The sequence below is a fragment of the Thiocapsa marina 5811 genome (genome assembly GCF_000223985.1).
GTDB classification, from domain to species: domain Bacteria; phylum Pseudomonadota; class Gammaproteobacteria; order Chromatiales; family Chromatiaceae; genus Thiocapsa; species Thiocapsa marina.
The window spans coordinates 86,131-107,615 of record NZ_AFWV01000005.1; the positions used below are offsets into that span (position 1 = coordinate 86,131).

Here is a 21,485-nt window from a genome sequence, read left to right on the forward strand (position 1 = left end):
CGGTGGCCGGATCGCCATGGAACGGGTGGCCGAATCAGCGTGGAATCGCTGGCAGAATGACTGTGGAATGAGTGGCCGAATGAGCGTGGAATACGCAATCTGCCCGCACTCCGCCGGGGCCGGCCGAAGCACGCCGGTCCAGGGTCTTGCGGTCTCGGTCAACGAGGGAGGAGGCGAGGACACACAGGATGAATCCGAGCCCGACGGTCCCTAAGGGGCCGCGCCGAACCAGCTTCCCGCGAAGACATGAGGCGAAGCGCTCGGCAAGGTCGTCGCAGACCGCGACTGCGGCGGCCTCCACGCACCCATCATGGCTTCGGTTCAACCCACGTCGGGCGTCGATACCGCACTGTCCGGCGCGATCCCGAGCCACGGCTGCAGTGCATCGCACAACGCCCTGTGCTCCACCGGCTTCATCAGCACCGCATCCTGCCCCGCGCAGGTCTCGTGTCCCTCGGCGGAGGACACCGGGACACGCAGTCCGACGATCGGCAGATGGCCGGCGTCGCCGAGCCGTTGCGCACGGATGTGTTCGGTGACCGTGCAGCCGTCCATATCCGGGAGCGTGTCGTCCATCAAGACGGCATCGATGCCCCCCTCGGCGCACCGAGCGATGGCCTCGGCACCGCCGGCGACACAGGTGCACGACGCTCCATAGCGCTGCAGAATCCTGGTGAGGACCGCTTGGTTGACCGGATTGTCCTCGACCACCAGCACATGGCCCGCCAAGTGCGGCTCGGAGACGGACCGGCCGTCCGGCCGATCCGTCGGCGCCGGCACGGCATCGGCGGGCATCCGGAGCACGAAACGGCAACCGCCGTCGATGGCCTCGAGGTCGAGGGTAGCGCCGAGACAGTCGATGAGCCGCCGGCACAGGTAGAGGCCGATCCTGCCGCTGTTGAAGGCGTCCGCCACCAGCCCCTCCGGCGTCGGGGGCCGTGCGAGCTGCTCCGCGAGATCCTGCAGGTCCGCCCCGCCCGTCGCCACGACCTCGAACACCGGCCCGCGCGGTCCTGCCGGCGGCGCCTCGACCGTCGCCGCGAGCACCACCTCGGCGCCGGACGCGGCCCCGAACCAGAACCCCGATGCGCTCAGGCAGAGCTCCCTCAACACCATGAACAAGCGCCTCCGGTCCAGCGCAAACCACTGCTCCGCCGCAGGCGAATGGCGCGACCGCAGCACGCCGCCACGGCGCTCCGCCGCGGGTTCCAGCCACGCGACCACATCCTCGAGGAGCCGCGCGGGCGAGACCGGCTCGAGCCAGGGCTCGACACGCCCGTGCCGCAGGCGCGTGCCGTCGAGCAGGGTGTCGAGGGATCCGAGCATGTCTCCGACAGCCCCGCTACCCGTACTCAGGAACTTGCGGCGCTCCTCGGATTCGTCGAAATCCCGGTCCTCCAGCAGATCAAGGAGCCCCGAAAGGCCGTGGAGTCGGACCCGTTGCTCCCGCGCCATCGCGGTCAGCATCCGCCACGTGGCCTCATCCTGCAGCGTGTCGTCGGACCCGTGCCCCGCCGCGGCCAAGCCATCCGTCGGGCCTGCCTCCGCCGTGCCGCGCCGGACCTCGACATGCCGCACGCGCAACCGTGCGGCGTCCTGCGCTCGCTTGGAGCGCCCGAGCAACCCGACCGCCACCTCAGGGGCGTCCGCGTCGATCTCCTGCGGAAACACCAAGGTGACGATATCCGGATGGTGGCTGCTGACCACCCACCCGCGACCGCCATCAAGCGCCAACACGCTGAAATCACCGGCGACCGATCCGGCGAGCACCGGTCCGCTCGCACGGAGCAGCGCCTTCGCTTCGGCCGCCGGGTCGGCCGTCGGTCGGGCGAGCAGGACGCACGTCCCCTGCTCGAACAACACCCAGGAGGTTTCGGGATCCGCGATGACGCGCCTACAGGTCTCGATCCGCTTGAGATCATCCATTCACAAGCCCTCCGCCGAATACCACGACCCTACCGAGGCGGCGCCTGTTCGGCAACCGGAGTTCTTGCGCGCCGGGGGGCCGTGTTCAACACCGGGATACGGTATGCGCCGCGGCCATCGCGGCAACGACCGCAACGTCGACGCCGCTTGGCGCTATCGCGACCCGAAGCCGTCGGCCTTGCGCATCGCCGAGCATATCGCCTTCCGGCGTGGGGTCATGGTGGAGCACTGAGCGAGCCCGATGCGCCCACGCGCGGCACCAGGCCCGGCGACAGCGTCGGGAACCGCTCCAGAAGCCGCGCAGGATCGGTATCCTCGGCGCATGCAGCCGGGTCATCCTCTGCATCGCAGGGCCCCAGAACCCGCACCGTCCAGCGCCCGTCCCGGCGCTGCAGGAGCGCGTTGACCTCCTCGTAATGGTTCGCCCCGTCGCGCGACTGCGGGGCGGCCTCGATCCAGGCCCAGTCCGTGCGCACCCGCAGCACCGCGACGACGAAGACCAGATCCGGCCCGGTCAGGTGCGTCAGCTCCGCGCGCAATGCTTCCAGGATCGCGCCCCGCTCCCGACTGCCGGGCGGCGGCGTGGTGATCGCCTCGCTCGCGTCCGGCGCACCGTGCGCCGGCGCCGCCGTGTGACTCGCCATGCAGCACCCCGACAGGATCAGGGCGCAGCCGATTCGGACGCGTGTCGGATTCATCCTCGTGTCCTCGCTACAATGGAGATGACGAGACGCGCGCGAGCACATGACCGCATGTTCTCGGAGCCCCATGACCCCTCCGGCTCCACGCTGCCGATCACCTGACAGTAGATCATGTCGAGGATCTCCAGCTCGCGCCGGCGCAGCCCATCGGTGCCGGCGGCACAGCCGTTCTCGACCACGATGAGGTTGAAGCTCTCGTCGGCAAGCCTGCGCCCGGTCATCACGACCGACTGCGAACCGCCCCGTACGGACGCCGAATGCGCCAGCCGACCCACGCGCGCAGGCCGACATAGAGCAAGACGCCGACGACGTTTGCGACGAGGTCGAGCCAGGAGAGCTCACGATAGGGCAGTTGCCACTGCACCAACTCGATAACGAGCCCATAGCCCAGCAGCAGCCCCCAGCGCGGCAACTCTCGGTTGCGACCCGGATAGCCGCCGTCCGCCAAGGCCGCCATGACGAAGAAGGCCAGTACATGGTTGGCCTTGTCCCAGGTGAAGCCCGCGGGCTCGGCGAACGGCGCGAACGCAAGCCAGGCCACCACCAGGACGCAACCCCAGAGCACGAGCCGAAAGCCTCGCCGAAATACGCCCTCCGGCATGAAGACCAACATTAGGAGAGGTCCGCCCGGTCGCAACGGGTGTGCGAGCCGATCGCCTGCAGTGCTGTCTCGGCGGTACCGCAGCGGGCGAAGCCGACGGGCGACTCCGGCGAACAGGTTTGCACGGGCTCTCCGAGTACATTTATGGGTTCGGGCATGAAGTCGCTCCGGCTGGAGTGGCTGTTGTGTGGTTTCCAGGTCCGATGGTCTCTACAGTGGCTTCAACGCGTGCAGATTCCGAGCAGATTCCTCACACGTTTCCAGGGTTGCAGGCTCACCGGAACCCGGCCGGTTCCAGGGTCGAAGAAGAACCCGGTCGAAGATCCGCCGTCGAGGTTGATGGCGCGATCGATCCGCCACGGCGTCAGGGCATCCGGAGAGGCGAGGCTCTCCCCGAGTTCGGCGAGGGTGAGACTGCTCGTGGTGGCGCCGATGACCCAGTTTCCGCGCCAGTCCGTGGCGATGAAGGTGCGACGCCGCGGATCAGACGTCGACAGGCCTCGCACCGTGCGCCCGTTTTCAACGAGATAGGGTCCGGTCTGCAGTAGGGCCGCGATGCCCGGGTGATCCTGGAATCGGCTACGCCGGACTAGATGGATCCCCCGGTCGTCGCTGTAGACCAGGCCGCTCAGGAGTTTCGCCGTCTCGAAACGGTTGATCCGTCGCCCTTTGGAAATCATGAGCCCGGCCGGCTGCCAATCCGGGTGAAAGAAGCCGCCGTTGACGCCGGCCACGCAGCCCTCGGCGAGAAAGGCCGCTCCGAGCGTCGGGTACGTCGGTTCGGGGCCGGCCCCGAGGTCGATCACCTCCAGGCGAAACGCCCGCGATGTGAAGAACACGAGGTGCGCGGTGACCTGCTTGCTGTCGGACGGGCGCACCGCGGTGCGCTTGGCATAGGCGAGGTCCGCGCTGATGTCCTGCCGCTCCGATTCGCCGCCGGGCGTCCAGTCCGCGGCGAGTGTGGTCGAAGCCAGCAGCAGATGGCCAAGGAGGAAAACACCCGGCCACGCTTCACGGGCGGTGAACGAGCCGCGCACGCGGCCGGCTCCGCTTCGTTGGGTCGGCCTCATGATCGACACGGCTGTCGGAATCCCCTCAATGATCATGCCTCATAGCGCCGAGCTGCTGCTGACGGCGTCGGGACGGACCTCGGCTAGGAGAGGTTTTTCTCCCGCAACCGCCACTGGAAATGGCTCAGGAGCTTTGAGCGTACCTTCTTCTCCTTGTGCTTGGCGGCCGCGGCGAGACGCTTTTCGGCGACACCGATCAGGGTCTCCTGGGCACCCTTGGCGTTCTCGTCTTCCGGGATGCGTTGGGTGTAATTGCCGTCGGAATCCATGTCCCAAGCGGAGCGGGTGTCGGCGAACTGCACGTCCAGGATGAGTCGCAGCTCTTGGCGCAGCTCCGGGTTCTCGACCGGCGCGTGGACCTCGACGCGGCTGTCGAGGTTGCGGCCCATCATGTCGGCCGAGCCGATGTAGTACTCTTCCGCGCCGCCGTTTCGGAAGTAGATGATGCGTGCGTGCTCGAGGAAGCGCCCGACGATGCTGACGACGCGGCCGGTCTCGCTGATCCCGGGCAGTCCGGGCCGGTAGCGGCAGGTGTCGCGGATGATGAGGTCGACCTTCACGCCGGCGCGGCTGGCCTTGTAGAGTGCGCGCGTGATCTCGGCGTCTTCCAGCGCGTTCATCTTCATCTGGATGAGGCCGTCGCCTTGGCGCTTGTGATGCTCGATCTCGCGGTTGATCTTCTCGATGATCCCGCGCTTGAGCGTGTAGGGTGCAGCGAGGATCTTGCGGTAGCTCGGGGGCGGTGAATAGCCGGTGAGATAGTTAAAAAGCTCGGTGAGGTCCTGGCCGATATCCTCGTCGCAGCCGAGCATGCCCAGATCCGTATAGAGCTTGGCCGTGCCCGAGTGATAGTTGCCGGTGCCGATGTGGTAGTAGCGGCGCAGTTGCGAGTAGTCGCGCCGCACGACGAAGATGAGCTTGCTGTGGGTTTTGAGCCCCATGACACCGTAGTTGACATGGATGCCCTCGGCCTCCAGACGCCGTGCCCAGACGATGTTCGCGGCCTCGTCGAAGCGTGCCTTGAGCTCGACCAGGACTGCGACCTGCTTGCCGTTGCGCGCGGCCTGCATGAGCGAATCGAGGATCGGTCCGGCCGAGGTGCGATAGAGCGTCATCTTGATCGCGAGCACCTTGGGGTCTTCGGCGGCGGTGCGCAGAAAACGCTCGACCGATGTGCTGAAGGCCTGGTAGGGGTGCTGGAGCAGGAGCGGTCCGTTCTCGCGAATGATATGGAAGATGTTGCGTCGATCGTTGGCGAGCAGGGGATGGTCGACCGCCCGATGGGTCTTGTCGTGCAGCTCGGGATTCTCGATCCCGGCGACCTCGAAGAGGTCGCGCAGGGCCATCATGCCCTCGACCTCGAAGACATCCTCGTCCTCGTTCAGACCCAGCTCCGCGGCGAGCATGCCGCGATGGATCCGTTCCATGCCCGGCTGAACCTCCAAGCGCACGATGGGCGCGAAATGGCGCTCGCGCAGCTCGGTTTCGATCATCTCGAGCAGATCGTTCGCCGCCTCGGCCTCGGGCTCGACGATGGCGTTGCGGGTAATCCGGAAGAGGGCGCAGGAATCGATCTCCATGCCCGGGAAGAGCATGTCGAGGTTCTTCACCATCAGGTCTTCGAGCGTCACGAAGGTGGTGCCGCCGTCGACGGGGATCAGGCGCTTGGAGACGTCCTTGCTGACCGGAACCTTCACGCGGGCCATGTAGACCTCGCTGCCGCCCGGGAAGCGCAGGGTGACGAGCAGGTTCAGCGTTAGGTTGGAGATGAAGGGAAAGGGATGGGCGGGATCCATCGCGAGCGGTGTCAACATCGGGAAGATGTTGGCCCGGAAATGCTCGCGCAGCCGCTCGCGTGCATCGGGCGGCAGATCGTCATGCAGGACGATGCGGATGTCGTGCCGTGCGAGCTCGGACATCAGGATCGAGTAGATGCGCTGCATCTCGGTCTGAAATTCCCGCACCGCAGCCTGGCATTCCTTGAGCTGCTGCGATGGAGTGCGGCCGTCCACACTCGGGGTATGCACGCCGGCGGCGATCTGCTGTTTGAGCCCCCCGATGCGTTTCATGAAGAACTCGTCGAGGTTGTTGCTGACGATCGCCAAGAACTTCACCCGCTCCAGCAACGGGGTGCGGATGTCGTCCGCCTCGTGGAGGACGCGGCGGTTGAACCCAAGCCAGGTCAGCTCGCGATTCAAATAGAGTGACGGGTCGCCTAAGTCGATCTCGTCCGGGACGCTCGGGGCGGCGGTCGGGGCCGACTCGACGTCCTGCACGATATCGGAATCCTCGTCGATGGCTCTCTGGATCTCGTTCTTGTTCATCATGTTGCGTTCCCTTCGAAGGCAGGTCGGCATAGGAGTGGCGGGACGGGTATTCTAGCAACCGCCCACGAGTCGACGATGGCGGTTTCATGACGCGACTCTGCCTTGCCTGCAAGGTTGCTGCAAGCCCATTCAGGAATCCGATCGACAATGCAGAGTCTGACGAAGCAGAAAAGGGCTGATCTTTTCGGCCGGCCACACGCCCCGGACCTCGATATCCAGGCCGAGGTTGCATGGACCTGACGCCCTTCGAGCCCTTTCTCGATCGGCTCGGGCGGAGCGGTCTGGGCGCCTGGCGGAGCACGCTCGCCGCGAGCATCGCTCTTCGGCTCGGGGCGCGCGCGCACGGTGATCTGCCGCGCTGGGAGCGGGCGTTGGCGCAGCTGCCGGATCTGCCGAGCGCTCGATCGCGTCTGGACCGTGCCTGTGTCGGGCTCCAAGGTGCCGGGGCGCTCGACGCCGATCTGGGGCGGTCTCTGAGCGAGGCTTTGATGGTTCTGCATCCGTGGCGAAAAGGCCCCTTCTGCATCCAGGGCGTGCACATCGACACCGAGTGGCGCTCGGATCTCAAATGGGATCGCGTGGCGCAGGCCATCGCGCCGCTCGCCGATCGTCTGGTGCTCGATGTGGGTTGCGGCAACGGCTATCACGGCTGGCGCATGCTCGGGGCCGGTGCACGGTTGGTGATGGGGATCGATCCGACGCTCTTGTTCGTACTTCAGTGGTTGGCGATCAACCGCTATCTCGAGCGGGACGACTTGGCGGTGCTTCCGCTCGGCATCGAGGATCTGCCCGGCGATCTCACCGGCTTCGACACGGTCTTCTCGATGGGCGTGCTCTATCACAGGCGCTCGCCGATCGACCACCTGATGGAGCTGCAACGACTGCTGCGGCCCGGCGGCGAGCTGGTCCTGGAAACCCTGGTCTTGGAAGGCGAGGGCGAACGATTGCTGGTTCCGCCCGGGCGCTATGCCGCCATGCGCAACGTCTGGTTCATCCCGACGGTCGATGCGCTCGCGGTCTGGCTCGGTCGTTGCGGGTTCACCGGGATCCGTGTCGTCGATGTCACTCCCACTGGCCAGGACGAGCAGTGCTCGACCGCCTGGATGCGTTTCCAGTCTTTGCCCGATCATTTGGATCCGATCGATTCGAGCCGCACCGTCGAGGGACATCCGGCGCCCGTGCGCGCTGTCCTGATTGCGAACCGACCGGAGGCCAGCCCATGACCGGATTCGCCGACAAGCTCAAGCTCAAGGAAAAGGCCGAGGAGGATCTCTATTTCGCCCGACGCGACGCCGACCTCTTGGCGGCACGTCGGTCGGCCGAGGGGCGTGATCCGCCCCCGGCCGAGGCGGGGATACGGGTGGTCTCGGGAGGCCAGACCGGGGTTGATCGCGCCGCGTTGGAAGCCGCCTCGGCACTGGCTCTGCCGATCGGCGGTTGGTGCCCGCGCGGGCGTCGCGCCGAGGACGGCCCCATTCCGGAGCGCTATGGGTTGCGCGAGAGCCCGAATGCCGACTACGCGGAACGCACCGAATGGAACGTCCGCGACAGCGATGCGACCCTGATCCTGCATCGCGGCCCTATGCGCGGCGGCACGCGCCTGACCGCGGAGCTGGCGCGCCGACTCGGCAAACCCCTGCTGGCGCGTGACCTGCGGGAGCGCATCGATGTCCGTGCGATAGCCGACTGGCTGGTCGCGAATCACGTGCGGATCCTCAACTGTGCCGGGCCTCGCGAATCCGGTGCGCCCGGGATCGGCGAGGAGTCGCGGAGGATCTTCGCGGCGCTCTTTCGCGTTTGGGTTCCTCTCAGCGAGGGGTGTCCACCCGATGCGTCAGCAGGCGCGAAAGCTTCAAAGTGAGCAGGATCCACGGTGTCGCATGCAGGACCAGGTCGAAGATGTCGATCGGTTTCACCAATGTCCCGTCGGCGAGCATCTTCAGCTTTTCCCAAAGATGCGGCTCCGGGACGAACGGCGATAACCCCAGGGTCAGCGCAGCGACAACGAAGAGATAGAGCGGAAAGCGGTCGGTCCAGCTGAGCATCGGATCGGTCCTGTGTGTGCGCCGAGGCAAAGCGATTCCGGCGCGGTCGAAAGAGTAGGCGAGGGCGGCTCAGCGGTCGTCGACCCGCGTGGTTGCCGAGCAGACATGAGTACGCCCGCCACCGCCTGTCCATGCGTCGGGGCGGTATCGCATTTTAGGGCGCTCGCCGAGGTTTAAGGCAGGCTTTCGGCCCAGATCGGATGATGCCAGCCGAAGTAGGCCCCGAATAACCGATTTTCCTCGCGGCGCTCGTAGGGCTTCAGATCCTTCGAATAGAGCACCTTCATCCGCGTGCGCAACGGCGGCAGGCCCAATTCCGTCAATCCGCGCGATTGCGCCTCGCGGATCAGCGCGTAGCGGGCCAGCTTTTCGGCATGAAAGGTCTGGGCGCGCGGGATGTCGCGCGCGAGCTTGGGCAGATTGGAGACCGCGAGCAGTGCGATCAGACTGCCGGCCGAGATCAGCCGGCGCATCCCTATCCTGCTCGGATAGAGGTGATCACCGAACGCCCGTTGCAGGGCAGCCATCGTCGGGATCAAGGCAAGCGTGCCGAGCAGGACGCTGACGCTCTGCACCCGTCCGGGTGCCTCGGCCCCTTTCGCCCAGGCGGCCGGGAAGAAGAGCAGGACGAGCAGTCCGATAAAGGCCAGCGCGAGCAGGCTCCGCTCCGCCGTGGAGAGGCGCCCGAGGATGCCGTCGAAGCGCGCGAGACCTTCGGCAAGAAGGGTACGAACGAATCCGATCTGAAGGAAAACCAGGGCAAACAGGACCATCTTCAGCGTGGTCACGAGTGCGTGAAAGACCGAGATCAGCAGGCTGCGCCACAGCGATTCGTTCCCGACCTCGCCGATGATCCCCAAGCGCACGTCATGACCGGGAGCGAATGCAGCCATTGCCCCCAGCACCGTAATGACGATCAACGGAGGCAGCCAGACGCCGACCCGAGGCCCACGCAAACGCAGCACGACCAGGGCCATTGCTGCCGACAGCCCGACCGTCACCAGCATGATGGTTTCGTTCATCCCGGCGATCAGCGCCGCGAGCGCGGCCAGGATCAGGCCGAAACGCAGATCGCGAGCTCGGGACGCGGGTCCGCGGAAATAATCGGCCCAGACCCCGGCGAAGACGAGAAACAAGGCGTTACCCGGTTGATAGGTCGCGGCCCCGGCCAGCCAGTAAAAGGCGGTGTCGAGTCTCGGGACGAACAGCATGTAGAACAGGACGGCGAGATGACCGAGCACCAGCGCTCGGCCGATCCCGAGCAACCGGCAGAGTGCTCGGAAGGAATAGAGAAAAGCCGCGTAAAGGGTTAAGAGGCTCGCCGCGGTGACCATCCAATAGGACTGCGTGAGGTCCACCCACCGGCCGAACGCCAGGGTGATGGCCGCGCTCGCATAGCGACCGCTCCAGTTCTGATAGAAATGGACGACCCCGCCGAGGATGCCCTGTTCGCGGGCAACATAGGCATAGTCGAAATCGTCGCTTGTCGGGTGGGCGTAGAAACCCAAAGCAAGCAGCAGGAGAAGCAGTGCGAGGCAGGAGAGGACCACGCCGACCCCGATCCGCCGGGCCTGCGTCTCGGACTGCGCGTTCAAAGGTCGACCGCCGGAAGGTCGCCGACCCGATGACTGCGCAGCGGATCAAGGGAACGCATGGCGCTTTCGGTATCGCGGGTGCTCTGCGGACTGGGCAAGACGGGATACCGGCGGTTGAGTGGTCGGATCAGGGTCCAGCGAGGTGCCGGCTCCGCAGTATACTTGCCGGGCGGCAAAACACCCGAGCTCGGAGTGCTTCGGCCCGAGGGCTTTTTGTCGATTCATCGAGGTCACCACCGTGAGCAACCCGAAGACCATCGCCGTGTTCGGCGCGATCCGCGCAGCCGGCATCGGGTCTCGGTCAATGACCGTCGCCGGGTCCGGCGAGCCGCTTCACCAGGTAATAACCCCCGACCAGCGTGCCCAGGAGCGCGGCCAGACCCAGCATGTACAGTGCCGGGTCGCCCTTGCTCTCCAGATCCAAGACGACGACCTTGCGGGTCAGCGCCGTGATGGCGATCAACAGCATGATCTCGACATGCACGGACTTGTCCATCATGTACATGTAGACGCTCGCCATCAGCTCGATCGCGATCAGCACGATCAAGAACATGCCGAAGATCTCGAACAGCTCGCTCAGGTCAAGAAGAAACAGGCCTTTCTGGCTGACGATGTCCTTGTACAGCACGAAGCAAAGCTCGATGACGGCGATCACGGCGACAACCGAGATCAAGAGCAGCAGGACGGCAGCCAGCGCCTTCTCGAAATAGTGAAACACGCGGTCGACCGCGGTTTTTGGCCGAGCCTGTTTCTGCCCCCCGCTCGGCCCCTGTCCCGACCAGCCGAATGGATCCAGAGTGAGGGGCTGCGACGCTCGCTCGCTCGAAGCCGGGACGATCCGAATCAGTGCGCCGGCCTCGCGGAAGGCGCTCTGGTACCGCGCCGCGGTCTCGCTGTCGACCCCCCGCCTGACCGTCACCGGCGTGCCGCCGAAGAGTTGTCCGGCAGCGGCCTCGGACAGGTTGAACGCATGCTGAATCCGCTGCCGAGCCGCGAGCGCGTCGGTCCCCGGAACGAGGTCTCCGCTGAATTGGATGTCGAATCGGTTTGTGTCCATGCCGTGCATCTCCCCGAGGCGCCTGCCGAGCGCGCAAGGATAGGCGATCGCGGCATCGGCGAGTAGATCCCGCCCCGTTTTCCGGCCATAGGTTCGGTAGAATCCCGCCTCGCACCCTTTCGCCGAGCGCGATCCGATGCCCGATCGGTCGGTTCCCATGGTGTGTTCGGGACGGGTGAATGCCTCGTCTATACTGGGCGACAGGACATCGAGTGGGGCTTCGAGTGGGAAGAACGATGACAACCATCAGCTATGACGCAGACGTTGTTGCTTGGGCGAACGAGCAGGCGCGCCTGATCCGCGCGGGTCGGCTTGATCAGCTTGATCTGGAGCACATCGCCGAGGAAATCGAAGACGTGGGAAAGAGCGAACAACGTGAGTTGGCGAGCCGCATGGCCGTGCTGCTTGCGCATCTCATCAAATGGCAGTATCGGCCCGAGCGCCAAAGCAACAGTTGGCGGAGAACGCTCAAGGAGCAGCGCAAAGCCCTGGCGTTTCATCTCAAACAGGTGCCGAGCTTGAAGCCGAGACTCGCCGACACCGAGTGGCAGGGGGCGATCTGGGCCGATGCGGTCACGCTCGCGATCGACGAAACGGGAATGGGTGCCTTCCCGGACGACTGCCCATGGACCATCGAGCAGATCCTCGCGGACGACTTCCTGCCGGCTTAAACCGCGCCCATCAACCACGGAACCTTTGCACTCCAATGACATCGACTCTGTCCACTGCCGAGCAGGCATTACGCGAGGCCGCTCGGGAATATCACCGCAGCCCAAGTCGCGGCAAGATCGCCGTCACGCCCTCCAAGCCACTGTCGAATCAGCGCGATCTCTCGCTGGCCTACTCGCCGGGAGTCGCCTATCCCTGCCTCGATATCCAGGCCGACCCTGCGCTGGCTGCGGAGTACACCGCGCGCGGGAATCTGGTGGGTGTGGTGACCAACGGCACGGCCGTGCTCGGTTTAGGGGACATCGGTCCGTTGGCCGGCAAGCCCGTTATGGAGGGAAAGGGTTGCCTGTTCAAGAAGTTCGCGGGCATCGATGTCTTCGACATCGAGCTTGCCGAGCGTGACCCGGACAAATTGGTTGAAATAATCGCTGCGCTCGAACCGACGCTGGGCGGTATCAATCTGGAGGACATCAAGGCTCCGGAGTGCTTCTACATCGAGCGCGAGCTCAGCAAGCGCATGAACATTCCGGTGTTCCATGACGATCAGCACGGCACCGCCATCATCTCGAGTGCCGCGCTGTTGAACGCCTTGGAGCTGGTCGGCAAGGCCATCGATACCGTGAAACTCGCCGTCTCGGGTGCCGGCGCGGCAGCACTCGCCTGCGTCGACGTGATGGTCGGTTTGGGCATGCGGCGCGAGCACGTCTTCATGGTCGATTCCAAGGGCGTGATCTACGAGGGCCGTCCGGGCGGATTCGACGCCTCCAAGGCGCGCTATGCGCAGCAGACCGACGCGCGCACCCTTGCCGACGTGGTCGAAGGCGCAGACGTCTTCCTCGGCTGCTCCGCGCCGGGCGTGCTGACCGTGGAGATGGTGAAGAGCATGGCCGATCGGCCCATCATCCTCGCCCTGGCCAACCCGGAGCCGGAGATCCGCCCCGAGCTGGCCAAGCTCGCGCGGCCCGACTGCATCATCGCCACCGGCCGCTCGGATTACCCTAATCAGGTCAACAACGTCCTGTGCTTTCCCTATATCTTTCGCGGCGCACTCGACTGCGGCGCGACCAAGATCACCGCGGAGATGAAGCTTGCCTGCGTTCGCCAGATCGCCGATCTGGCCAAGAGCGAGACCAGCGCCGAGGTGGCGACGGCATACGCCGGACAGGATCTGAGCTTCGGCCCCGACTATCTGATCCCCAAGCCCTTCGACACGCGCCTGATCCTGCGCATCGCGCCCGCCGTGGCCCAAGCCGCCGCCGACTCGGGGGTCGCCACGCGCCCCATTGCCGACATGCAGGCCTACAGAGACAGCCTGACGCTCTTCGTGTACCAGACCGGCATCCTGATGCGCCCGGTCATCAATGCCGCCAAGGCCCTGCCCGAGGACAGAAAGCGCGTGGCCTTTGCCGACGGCGAGGACGAACGTGCCCTGCGGGCCGCCCAGATCGCGCTCGACGATCGCCTCGCTCGGCCCATCCTGATCGGACGCCCCGCCGTGATCCAGGCCCATATCGAGAAGGCCGGCCTACGTATGCGGCTCGGGGAGGACGTCGAGAACGTCAATCCCGAGCAGGATCCGCGCTTCAACCAGTATCGGGATCACTACCACCGGCTCATGGGCCGCAACGGGGTTACGCCCGAGGTCGCCGCGGCGGCAGTGCGTCGCTCCAACACCATCATCGGCTCGCTGATGGTCGCGCTGGGCCACGCCGATGCCATGATCTGCGGCCTGGCGGGTAGCTACGAGACCCACCTCGAGCGTATCCACAGCATCATCGGGCTGCGACCCGGCGTGAGCAATTACGCGGCCCTCAACGCGCTGATGACGGAGCGCGGCGGGCCGCTCTTCATTGCCGACACCTACGTGAACGAAGACCCCGGCGCGGAACAGCTGGCCGATATTGCATGGATGGCCGTACAGGAGATCCAGCGCTTCGGCTTGCCTGCGAAGGTGGCCTTTCTCTCGCACTCGAGCTTCGGCTCATCCAAGCGTGCCTCGGCCAGGAAGATGCGTCTGGCGCGTGACCTGTTCGTGGCCAGCCACCCCGAGATCGAATGCGACGGTGAGCTGCACGGCGACGCCGCGTTGGAAGAAGACATCCGCAGCCGTTACCTCGCCGACTCGACCCTCGCCGGCTCGGCGAACCTGTTGATCTGTCCGAACCTCGATGCCGCCAACATCCTCTACACCGTGCTCAAGACCACCACCAGCGGCGGTGTGACCGTGGGTCCGATCCTGATGGGAGCGGCCGCGACCGCCTGCATCCTGACCCCCGCGGCCACCGTGCGGCGCACCCTGAACATGACCACACTGGCCGTCGCGAGCGCGGCCGCCGCTCGGGACGTGCCCGACGGGTCTCATGCGACCCTGGTCGATGACCTGCCGGCAGCGTCGCGCGGGCAACCCCGGCACGCCTTGGCATAACCGTCGGGAAATGCGATGTTCGGCGTGATGGGCAGGACCCTCGCGACGCGCTCAGGTCGCGGAAATCGGCCGACGGTTCACCATCGTCGTCGGTTCTTGATGCGCTTGCCGGTCTAGCGGATCGCGCCGTCGAGCCCTATCGACGCCGTCGCCCGAGACACAGGTCGCTGCCGTTCCCGCTGCAGATCATCCGGCCGCTCGCATCGTATGCGGCATAGGAGACCTGGACGATGCCGCGACCGCTGCACCCGTAGAAGAGATCGCCGCGCCAGGTGTTGCGGCCGATCTTGCGCAGGGCGCAGTTGCGGCATCCGGGATTGGTGGAGGTCACGCGGGCGACGCGCTCGCTGGCCGGCGGATCGATGGTCACGATGTGTCGGACGCGGTCGCCGTCCCAACCTGAGGTCGGATCGATGGTCAGGCGTCCCGTGCAGTCGCCGCGCATGGCGAAGGAGCCGCTTCCTTGGGGGGGCGGGGGTGGGGTGGTCGGTTTGGTGCCGATCTTGATCTCTGGTGGTGTGGCCTTCGGCGGCGCTTGGACGACGACGGGTTTCGGCGGCGGCGGGCGGCACGGGCCGATCCGCTCGCCGAGTGCTTGCCGGATCGGTTGCAGCGTCATGGCGGACTCGCGCTTGAGGTCGCGTTCCAGGGCGACGAGGCGGGTGCAGTCCGCGCCGGCCTCGGCGAGGCGTCGGGTGTAGCGGTCGATCCGATCGCAGTCGGCGATCGGTGCCTCAAGTGACTTGCGCGCCTTGACGAAGCGCGGGTCGCCTTGGTCGACGAGACGTGCGGCCAGCGCGCGGGCCTTGGTGCAGTCGCCGCCGATGGCCGCGATCTGCTCCTCCAGCGCGTCGGCCTCGCTGCAGACCTGGAGCTCGGGTGTCAGGCGGGTGCGGATGTCGAGGAAGCGGAGGTTGTTTCGGTAGCCCTCCAGCCCGTCGGCTAGGGCTTGTAGCCGGTCACAGTCGCCGTTGGCCTCGGCGAAGCGCTGCTCCAGGTCATTCAGGTCGGCGCACTGGCGCAACGCGACGGCGAGCCTCTCGGCCACGGCAGCGAGTGGCTCGCGCTCCCGGTTATGGCGCGACAGGGTCTCGTCGAGGCCGGCGAGGGCAAGGCAATCGTCTTGCGAGCGTGCCAGCTCGCCCTCCAGATGATCGGCAAGGTCGCAGCGCGCGAGTGCGTCTTGGAGCGCGTCCCGGATCGCGCTCAAGGGTAGCCGGCCGGCGTCCAGCTCGACGAAGGCGGACGCGGTCTCGCGCGCCAGGGTGCGCAGTGCCGTGCAGTCCTCGGACGCCTCGGCGAGCCGCGGGTCGAGTGTCTCGGCGAGACGGCAGGCGGCAATCGCGCGATCGAGTCCGAGACGCAGCACGGTGAGCTCGCGCGTGGGTTCATCGAGCGTCGCGATCTCCCGTTCCAACGCGACGACGGCGAGGCAGTCGCCGGCGACCGCATCAAGGCGTTGCGCGAGTCCATCGACCCGCGTGCAGGCCGAGATCCGCCGGTCCAGATCGGTCTTCAGGGCGCGGAAGGGTTCGCGCTCGAGGTCGTAGAAGCCAAGCTCGGCGTTCAAGGCGGGCAGATGATCGCAGGGCGGCTCGGTTGCGAGTCGTTCGGTAAAGAGCGCGGCCTCCTCGCAGATCCCGATCTCGGTGAGGACCGCCATGCGGATGTCTGCGTAGCGCGCGTCCTCCCGATCGATCCGGTCCAGGCGGGAGGCCAGCTCCACGAGCGGCGCGACCGGATCGCAGTGGTTGGCCAAGGCGACGGCGAGATCCTCGCGCAAGCCCTGCTCGGTCTCCTGCAACTGCCAAAGCCAGACGCCCAGGCCGAGCCCGAGTCCCAGGGTTGCGAGTGCGATCAGCCCCAGGACCGGCAGGATCCACGCCGGTCGGCGCCGCGGGGCCGGTACGGTCGCGGGATCGGGCGCACCGGCCCCGCGCGGCGGGCGGCCGGGGTCGGTGCCGCCCCAGGAGATCAGGACCGGGGCGCCGCCGATCACATAGACCGCCTCGTCGCCCGGGTAGACGATGGCGCGCTTCAGGAGCTGCGCGGGCTCGGGATCGTCCGGCTCGCGGCGCGCCAGCTCCTCGGCGAGATGTGAGATCGCGTTCAGGTGATCGGCGAGGACACGACGCGCCGCCGCCTGCGCCTCGTCGGGTAGGTCCAGCAAAGGCCGCGGTTGTCCGGCCAGCGCGCTGGTCCAGGTGACCGTACCCGAGCCGTCGAGGGCGATCTCGGGACGGGCGAAGACGGCGGCCGTTGCGCCCGGAAGATGACGTCTCAGGGTCCGGCCGAGTGCGTCGAATCGCTGCCAGGGATGATCCGGCGGCAAGGCCTCCGCGGGTGGCGTCTCGTAGACCAATGTCAGGATACGAACCGAGGGGGTCATCGCGGGCTCCCGTGCTGTCGATTGGTGCTGATTCTAAACCGGGTTCCGGGTGAGCCGATGTGTTTCCGACGGAGGTTTCCGGTATCGGCGGATGGGTCGTCTCGACGGCAGAACCACGGCGGGTCTTACCCGTCGCTTTCAAGGCTGCACGGCGCATGCGTGACACCGCGGAGCGGATGTCGCGAGTCCCGGGTTTCATAAGCGGAGTTCCGATCAAGGCCGATGCTGGATATGCTGCGCACTCTATCGACACGAATCGGTTCATCGACGTTTCCGCGTCGCGGAATGAGCTCTCCGAGCATGGCAACGACAGGAGCCGGGATGACTGGAATGCACCTGAAGAGATGGTTGGTTGTTTGGCTGCTGCTGGGCGCGGTGGTCCTGGCTACGGTGCCGGTCTTTGCCGAGCCGCCGACCGATCGCGCCCCCTTGCTGCAGGCCGGGAAGAAGACGCTCTTTCAGCGGGTACTGACCCGTCCGGGGGCGATGCTCGCCGAGCAGCCGGGCAGCGATGCCGGGCGTCTCGTCGATGCCTTTTCGCGCTTCTACGTCTATGCCGAGACCGAGCGCGACGGGCAGCGCTGGCTCGAGGTGGGGGTCGACACCAAGGGCAAGGTCAGCGGCTGGCTGCGTGCCGACGACACGGTGCCCTGGCTCCAGCAGATGGCGCTGGCGTTTACGAATCCCGGCGCCGCGCGGGAGCGCGCCCTCTTCTATGATTCCTGGGATTCGCTGAACGGGCTGCTGGCGTTGCCGGATCCGGCCGCCGAGGTCGGGCCGCTGACCCGCGAGATCGCCGAGGGCGGGCGTGATCCGCGTGTGGTCGCGATCGAGCCGGATCGCTTCGTCGACATCAACTCGCGCTTTTATCTACTGCCCATCCTGGACTTCGAGGAGGTCTTCAGCGACTCGGGTCATCTGATGCGCGGCCTGAAGGTGGCCTCGGTCACGGAGACGGCGGCACCGACGAGCACGCCGCCCCCGGACGAGCGCGCCGAGCCGGTGACCCAGCTCGGCAGCTTCCGCGCCGCGGTGGTCTTCATCATCGACTCGACGGTCTCGATGCAGCGCTACATCGACGAGGCGCGTGCGGCGGCGGAGCAGGTCTACAAGCGCATCGAAGGCTCCGGGCTTCTCGATAAGGTCGCATTCGGTCTCGTCGCCTTCCGCGCACCGACCGCCGATCCAGCTAAGGCCAAATCACTCGAGTATGTCGCGCGGATGTTCGTCGACCCGGCGGAGGTCTCCTCCGGGCTCGAGTTCCTCACCCGCGCCGCCAAGGTCACCGAGGCGAAGGTCTCGACCGACCGCTTCGACGAGGACCCTTACGCGGGCGTGATCACGGCGTTGGAAGAGATCCCCTGGAATCGCTTCGGTGCCCGCTATGCCGTGCTGATCACGGATGCCGGCGCACTCGAAGGCGACGCCTCCAGCACGGGGCTGCATGCCGAACAGGTGCGTTCCGAGGCGGCCGAGAAGGGCGTTGCGCTGATGGTGCTGCATCTGAAGACCGCGCTCGGCAAGGCCAATCACGCTGCGGCCGAGGCCCAGTATCGGACCCTGGCGAACAACGCCGCGATCCAGCGCAGCCTCTACTTCTCGGTACAGGACGGCTCTGCCGCGGCACTCGGCAAGGCGGTCTCCGCACTGTCCGATACGGTGATCGAGAGCATCGAGGCGTCTGCACGCGGCGAGCTCGCGGCGGGCAGCGCGCGTACCGCTACCGCCATCGCCCGCCCCGAGACCGCGCCGGCGAGCTCTGCCGTCGCGGAGGATCCGCAGACCGCCGCGCTGCGCGAGGCAACGCGTGCGCTCGGCCATGCCATGCAGCTCGCTTATTTGGGCCGGGAGGAGGGCACTCGCGCCCCGTCGGTCTTCGAGGGCTGGATCAGCGACAGCGATCTTGCCGACCCCACGGTGCGGACGGTCGACGAGCGTGTGCTGATCACCAAGGACCAATTGAGCGACCTGCACGGGATCTTGAAACAGATCGTCGATGCCGCCGATGCCGGGATGTTGAAACCCGACGCCTTTTTCGACAGCCTGCGCTCCATCGCGGCCCAGTACGGACGTGACCCGGCGCTTGCAGCCAGCCCGCAGGCGACCAAGCTGGCGGACCTCGGCCTGCTCGGGGAGTATCTGGAAGGCTTGCCGTACAAGAGCGACGTCATGACGCTGGATCAAGACACCTGGTCGCGCTGGGGCACGCAGCGTCAGTTCGAGTTCGTCAGCCGGCTCAAGGGCAAGATCAAGCTCTACGAGCGCTACAACGCCGACACGGATCGCTGGGTGAGCCTCGCCGAGGGCAGCCCGGCCGGTGAGTGGGTCTATCCGGTGCCGCTGCGCGATCTGCCCTGATGGGTCCGCGGATGGCGCCATTGGAGAAACGGCCCGACCGGGCGTTGCCGCCCGCCGTGCTCGATGCGCCGAACGCACACCCGCTGATCGAGGCGACTGGACTGGGCTTCCGCTACGGACACGGTCGGGGGGCGTTCGAGGTCAGTGTGCCGAGCTTGAGGATTAGCCGCGGCGAGACCCTGGCCATCACCGGCGAGAGCGGCAGTGGTAAGAGCACGGTGCTCGAGCTGCTCGGACTTGCAGCGCCGCCGCTCGAGGGCGCGCACTTTTGCTGGCACGCGGCGGCGCCGGTGGATGTGGCTGCGTTGTGGCGCGCTCGCGCCGAGGGCGCACTGGCGCGAATGCGTGCCCGGTCGATCGGATTCGTGATGCAGACCGGCGGACTCCTGCCCTTCCTCACCGTGCGCGAGAACATCGGCATCAATCGCCGTCTGCTCGGGTTGCCGACCGAAGACGACCGCATCGCACACCTGGTGAAGGCGCTCGAGATCGGTGCGTTGTTGGACCGGCGGCCGGCGCAGCTCTCGGTCGGTCAGCAGCAGCGCGTCTCGATCGGGCGTGCGTTGGCCCACGGTCCCGCCCTGGTGTTGGCCGACGAGCCTTCCTCGGCGCTCGACCCGCGACTTGCGGACCGGGTGCTGGGTCTGCTGCGCGATCTGGCTATCGAGAGCGGTGCCTCGGTGGTGATCGCGACACACGAGCAGGGGCGTGTGCGTGCCCTCGGGCTGCGGGAGATCCGGGCGCGTCCGCTCGAGGCGCCCGACCGGCTCGGCTCCTGCTTCGAGGACGCACCATGAACGGGGCGATGTGGGTCGGACTTCAGTCCGACGTGGTGTGGGTCGGACTTCAGTCCGACAAGGCCGAGCCTTCCCACCTCGGGGCGTTTGTCGGGCTGAAGCCCGACCCACAGTGCGTTTCGATCATCGTCCAATGACTGCATTGACCAAAGCGCGTTCGTCCTTCGGCCCTGCCGCAGCGGAGGTCTGGACTCTGGCCTGGAAGGATCTGCGCCACGACCGCCATACCACGTTGGTCTTCGTGCTGACGGTCGCCGCGATCCTGGCCCCGTTGCTCCTGTTGCTCGGACTCAAAAACGGTGTTGTCGAGACCCTGCGCGAGACCCTGCTCCGCGACCCGCGCAACCTGGAGGTGGTCATCTACGGCAGCGCCCGGCTGGATCGCGACTGGCTCGCCGAGATCGCGGCGCGGCCCGACGTCGCCTTCCTGATCCCCAAGACCCGAACCATCAACGCAAGCGTCGATCTGCTCGATCCGGCGCGGCGTCTTCTGCCGGCGGTCGAGGTGATCCCGACCGCGCTCGGCGATCCGCTGCTGCCGCCGGGTACCGCGCTGCCGAGCCATCCCGGCGAGGTCCTGGCGACCGCAACCCTGGCGCGTCGGCTGGGCCTGATGTCCGCCGAGCCGGTGTCGGGCGCACCTGTATCCGGGGCGGAGGAGGGCGCGCCGACACAGGCCGATCCCGCGACCGTGGTTGCCGTCGTCAAGCGTACCCGCGACGGCGTCTCCGAGCACCTGCGTCTGCCGCTCTCGGTGATCGGCATCGTGCCGGAGGCGCGCTTCTCGCGCGACGCACTCTTCACCAGCCTGGACCTTCTGGTCGCCGCCGAGGACTACCGCGACGGCACACTGGATGTGCCGCCCGACGGCGTCGTCCCGAGCGGTTACGCGGAGCGCCAGACGCGCTTCGCCAACGCCCGGCTCTATGCGACCGGGCTGGAGCAGGTCGGCCCGCTCGCCGCGGCGGTGAGCGCCGAGGGGATCGAGGTCCGCACCCAAGCCGAGCGCATTGCATCGGTGCAGGCCGTGGATCGCACCCTGTCGTTCCTGTTTCGCGTCATCGCGCTGATCGGCGGGGCGGGCTGTGCGCTGGCCCTGGGCGGTGCGCTCTGGGTGGGCGTGGAGCGCAAGCGTCGTCAGTTGGCGTTGCTGCGCTTGTTCGGGTTCGGACCCGGTGCGGTCGCGGCGCTGCCGGTGATCCAAGGATCGCTCATCGCCGGGCTCGGTCTGCTCTTCGCCGGTGCCGGCTATCTGATCGGCGCACATGCGTTCGATGCCGTCATGGGCGAGAATCTGGCCGGCGGGGGTTATTTGACCCGACTCGGCATCGCGGACCTGGGTCTTGCAGCCGGGTTGCTCATGCTGGTGGCCCTGGTCGCATCGACGGCCGGGGCAATACGGGCCGGGCGCGTGAGTCCGGCGGAGGGTTTGCGTGAAGCCATACGATGAGGCGGGGCGAAAGGGTCGGAGCGGACGTGTCGGGCAGACGGGGCAGGGCCGATCGGTGCTTTCGAATCTCTCACG

The 21,485-nt window shown here is 66.7% G+C and carries 19 protein-coding genes; 8 read left to right on the forward strand and 11 right to left on the reverse strand.

Annotation, left to right across the window (positions count from 1 at the left end; all coding sequences use genetic code 11):
- Positions 1-321 precede the first annotated feature (321 nt).
- A complete protein-coding gene (locus tag THIMADRAFT_RS25560; protein ID WP_007192535.1) occupies positions 322-1,926 on the reverse strand; it encodes a hybrid sensor histidine kinase/response regulator in 1,605 nt (534 codons plus the stop codon).
- A gap of 103 nt (positions 1,927-2,029) precedes the next feature.
- On the opposite strand from THIMADRAFT_RS25560, the gene THIMADRAFT_RS26555 reads away from it, so the two are divergent.
- On the forward strand, positions 2,030-2,158 hold the full coding sequence (locus THIMADRAFT_RS26555; protein ID WP_007192536.1) for a DUF427 domain-containing protein: 129 nt from the start codon (positions 2,030-2,032) through the stop codon (positions 2,156-2,158).
- Here the strand turns inward: THIMADRAFT_RS26555 and THIMADRAFT_RS26280 are convergent.
- The 6 genes from THIMADRAFT_RS26280 to ppk1 all read right to left on the reverse strand — a co-directional run bounded on the left by THIMADRAFT_RS26280 (position 2,142) and on the right by ppk1 (position 6,622).
- Positions 2,142-2,624, reverse strand: coding sequence for a hypothetical protein (locus tag THIMADRAFT_RS26280; RefSeq protein WP_007192537.1), 483 nt, complete (start codon positions 2,622-2,624; stop codon positions 2,142-2,144). The two genes, THIMADRAFT_RS26555 and THIMADRAFT_RS26280, sit on opposite strands and share 17 nt — an antisense overlap.
- Positions 2,621-2,848, reverse strand: a complete 228-nt coding sequence (locus tag THIMADRAFT_RS28370) for a hypothetical protein (RefSeq protein WP_007192538.1) — start codon at positions 2,846-2,848, stop codon at positions 2,621-2,623. Before THIMADRAFT_RS28370 ends, THIMADRAFT_RS26280 begins: the two co-directional genes overlap by 4 nt.
- Positions 2,848-3,240 carry a VanZ family protein gene (locus THIMADRAFT_RS08200; RefSeq protein ID WP_007192539.1) on the reverse strand — a complete coding sequence of 131 codons (393 nt, stop codon included), beginning with the start codon at positions 3,238-3,240 and terminating at the stop codon, positions 2,848-2,850. Before THIMADRAFT_RS08200 ends, THIMADRAFT_RS28370 begins: the two co-directional genes overlap by 1 nt.
- Positions 3,240-3,386, reverse strand: a complete 147-nt coding sequence (locus THIMADRAFT_RS27400; protein ID WP_007192540.1) for a DUF2237 family protein — start codon at positions 3,384-3,386, stop codon at positions 3,240-3,242. Before THIMADRAFT_RS27400 ends, THIMADRAFT_RS08200 begins: the two co-directional genes overlap by 1 nt.
- 63 nt (positions 3,387-3,449) lie before the next feature.
- Positions 3,450-4,265 carry a phosphodiester glycosidase family protein gene (locus tag THIMADRAFT_RS08205; RefSeq protein WP_007192541.1) on the reverse strand — a complete coding sequence of 272 codons (816 nt, stop codon included), beginning with the start codon at positions 4,263-4,265 and terminating at the stop codon, positions 3,450-3,452.
- A 116-nt stretch (positions 4,266-4,381) separates the two neighbouring features.
- The gene (ppk1, locus tag THIMADRAFT_RS08210) at positions 4,382-6,622 is read right to left on the reverse strand and encodes a polyphosphate kinase 1 (protein WP_083829256.1); all 2,241 of its coding nucleotides are present in this window, start codon (positions 6,620-6,622) and stop codon (positions 4,382-4,384) included.
- A 233-nt stretch (positions 6,623-6,855) separates the two neighbouring features.
- On the opposite strand from ppk1, the gene cmoB reads away from it, so the two are divergent.
- Together cmoB and THIMADRAFT_RS08220 are read left to right on the forward strand one after the other, a co-directional pair.
- Positions 6,856-7,848, forward strand: coding sequence for a tRNA 5-methoxyuridine(34)/uridine 5-oxyacetic acid(34) synthase CmoB (cmoB, locus tag THIMADRAFT_RS08215; RefSeq protein WP_007192543.1), 993 nt, complete (start codon positions 6,856-6,858; stop codon positions 7,846-7,848).
- A complete protein-coding gene (locus tag THIMADRAFT_RS08220) occupies positions 7,845-8,486 on the forward strand; it encodes a putative molybdenum carrier protein (RefSeq protein ID WP_007192544.1) in 642 nt (213 codons plus the stop codon). The genes cmoB and THIMADRAFT_RS08220 overlap by 4 nt, the downstream gene beginning before the upstream one ends.
- Here the strand turns inward: THIMADRAFT_RS08220 and THIMADRAFT_RS08225 are convergent.
- The 3 genes from THIMADRAFT_RS08225 to THIMADRAFT_RS24600 form a co-directional block, all read right to left on the reverse strand.
- A complete protein-coding gene (locus THIMADRAFT_RS08225; RefSeq protein WP_007192545.1) occupies positions 8,434-8,670 on the reverse strand; it encodes a hypothetical protein in 237 nt (78 codons plus the stop codon). The genes THIMADRAFT_RS08220 and THIMADRAFT_RS08225 overlap by 53 nt on opposite strands.
- A gap of 173 nt (positions 8,671-8,843) precedes the next feature.
- Positions 8,844-10,265 (reverse strand): DUF6056 family protein, encoded by a 1,422-nt coding sequence (locus THIMADRAFT_RS08230; RefSeq protein ID WP_007192546.1) that lies wholly within the window; start codon positions 10,263-10,265, stop codon positions 8,844-8,846.
- A 301-nt stretch (positions 10,266-10,566) separates the two neighbouring features.
- A complete protein-coding gene (locus THIMADRAFT_RS24600; RefSeq protein ID WP_007192548.1) occupies positions 10,567-11,481 on the reverse strand; it encodes a phosphate-starvation-inducible PsiE family protein in 915 nt (304 codons plus the stop codon).
- A 77-nt stretch (positions 11,482-11,558) separates the two neighbouring features.
- On the opposite strand from THIMADRAFT_RS24600, the gene THIMADRAFT_RS08245 reads away from it, so the two are divergent.
- Both THIMADRAFT_RS08245 and THIMADRAFT_RS08250 read left to right on the forward strand, forming a co-directional pair.
- Entirely contained in the window at positions 11,559-11,993 is a 435-nt protein-coding gene (locus THIMADRAFT_RS08245; RefSeq protein ID WP_007192549.1) for a DUF29 domain-containing protein, read from the forward strand.
- 35 nt (positions 11,994-12,028) lie between these two features.
- A complete protein-coding gene (locus THIMADRAFT_RS08250) occupies positions 12,029-14,416 on the forward strand; it encodes an NADP-dependent malic enzyme (protein WP_007192550.1) in 2,388 nt (795 codons plus the stop codon).
- Positions 14,417-14,552: 136 nt separating this feature from the next.
- Here THIMADRAFT_RS08250 and THIMADRAFT_RS08255 read toward each other — a convergent pair whose 3' ends face one another.
- The gene (locus THIMADRAFT_RS08255) at positions 14,553-16,805 is read right to left on the reverse strand and encodes a hypothetical protein (RefSeq protein ID WP_007192551.1); all 2,253 of its coding nucleotides are present in this window, start codon (positions 16,803-16,805) and stop codon (positions 14,553-14,555) included.
- Between the two features lie 330 nt (positions 16,806-17,135).
- Between THIMADRAFT_RS08255 and THIMADRAFT_RS08260 the strand changes: the two genes are divergently transcribed.
- From THIMADRAFT_RS08260 to THIMADRAFT_RS08270, 3 genes are all read left to right on the forward strand, one after another.
- Positions 17,136-19,163, forward strand: a complete 2,028-nt coding sequence (locus THIMADRAFT_RS08260; RefSeq protein WP_040730411.1) for a vWA domain-containing protein — start codon at positions 17,136-17,138, stop codon at positions 19,161-19,163.
- 11 nt (positions 19,164-19,174) lie between these two features.
- Entirely contained in the window at positions 19,175-19,960 is a 786-nt protein-coding gene (locus tag THIMADRAFT_RS08265; RefSeq protein WP_139052767.1) for an ABC transporter ATP-binding protein, read from the forward strand.
- Between the two features lie 133 nt (positions 19,961-20,093).
- Positions 20,094-21,410 (forward strand): ABC transporter permease, encoded by a 1,317-nt coding sequence (locus THIMADRAFT_RS08270; protein ID WP_007192555.1) that lies wholly within the window; start codon positions 20,094-20,096, stop codon positions 21,408-21,410.
- Positions 21,411-21,485: the final 75 nt, after the last annotated feature.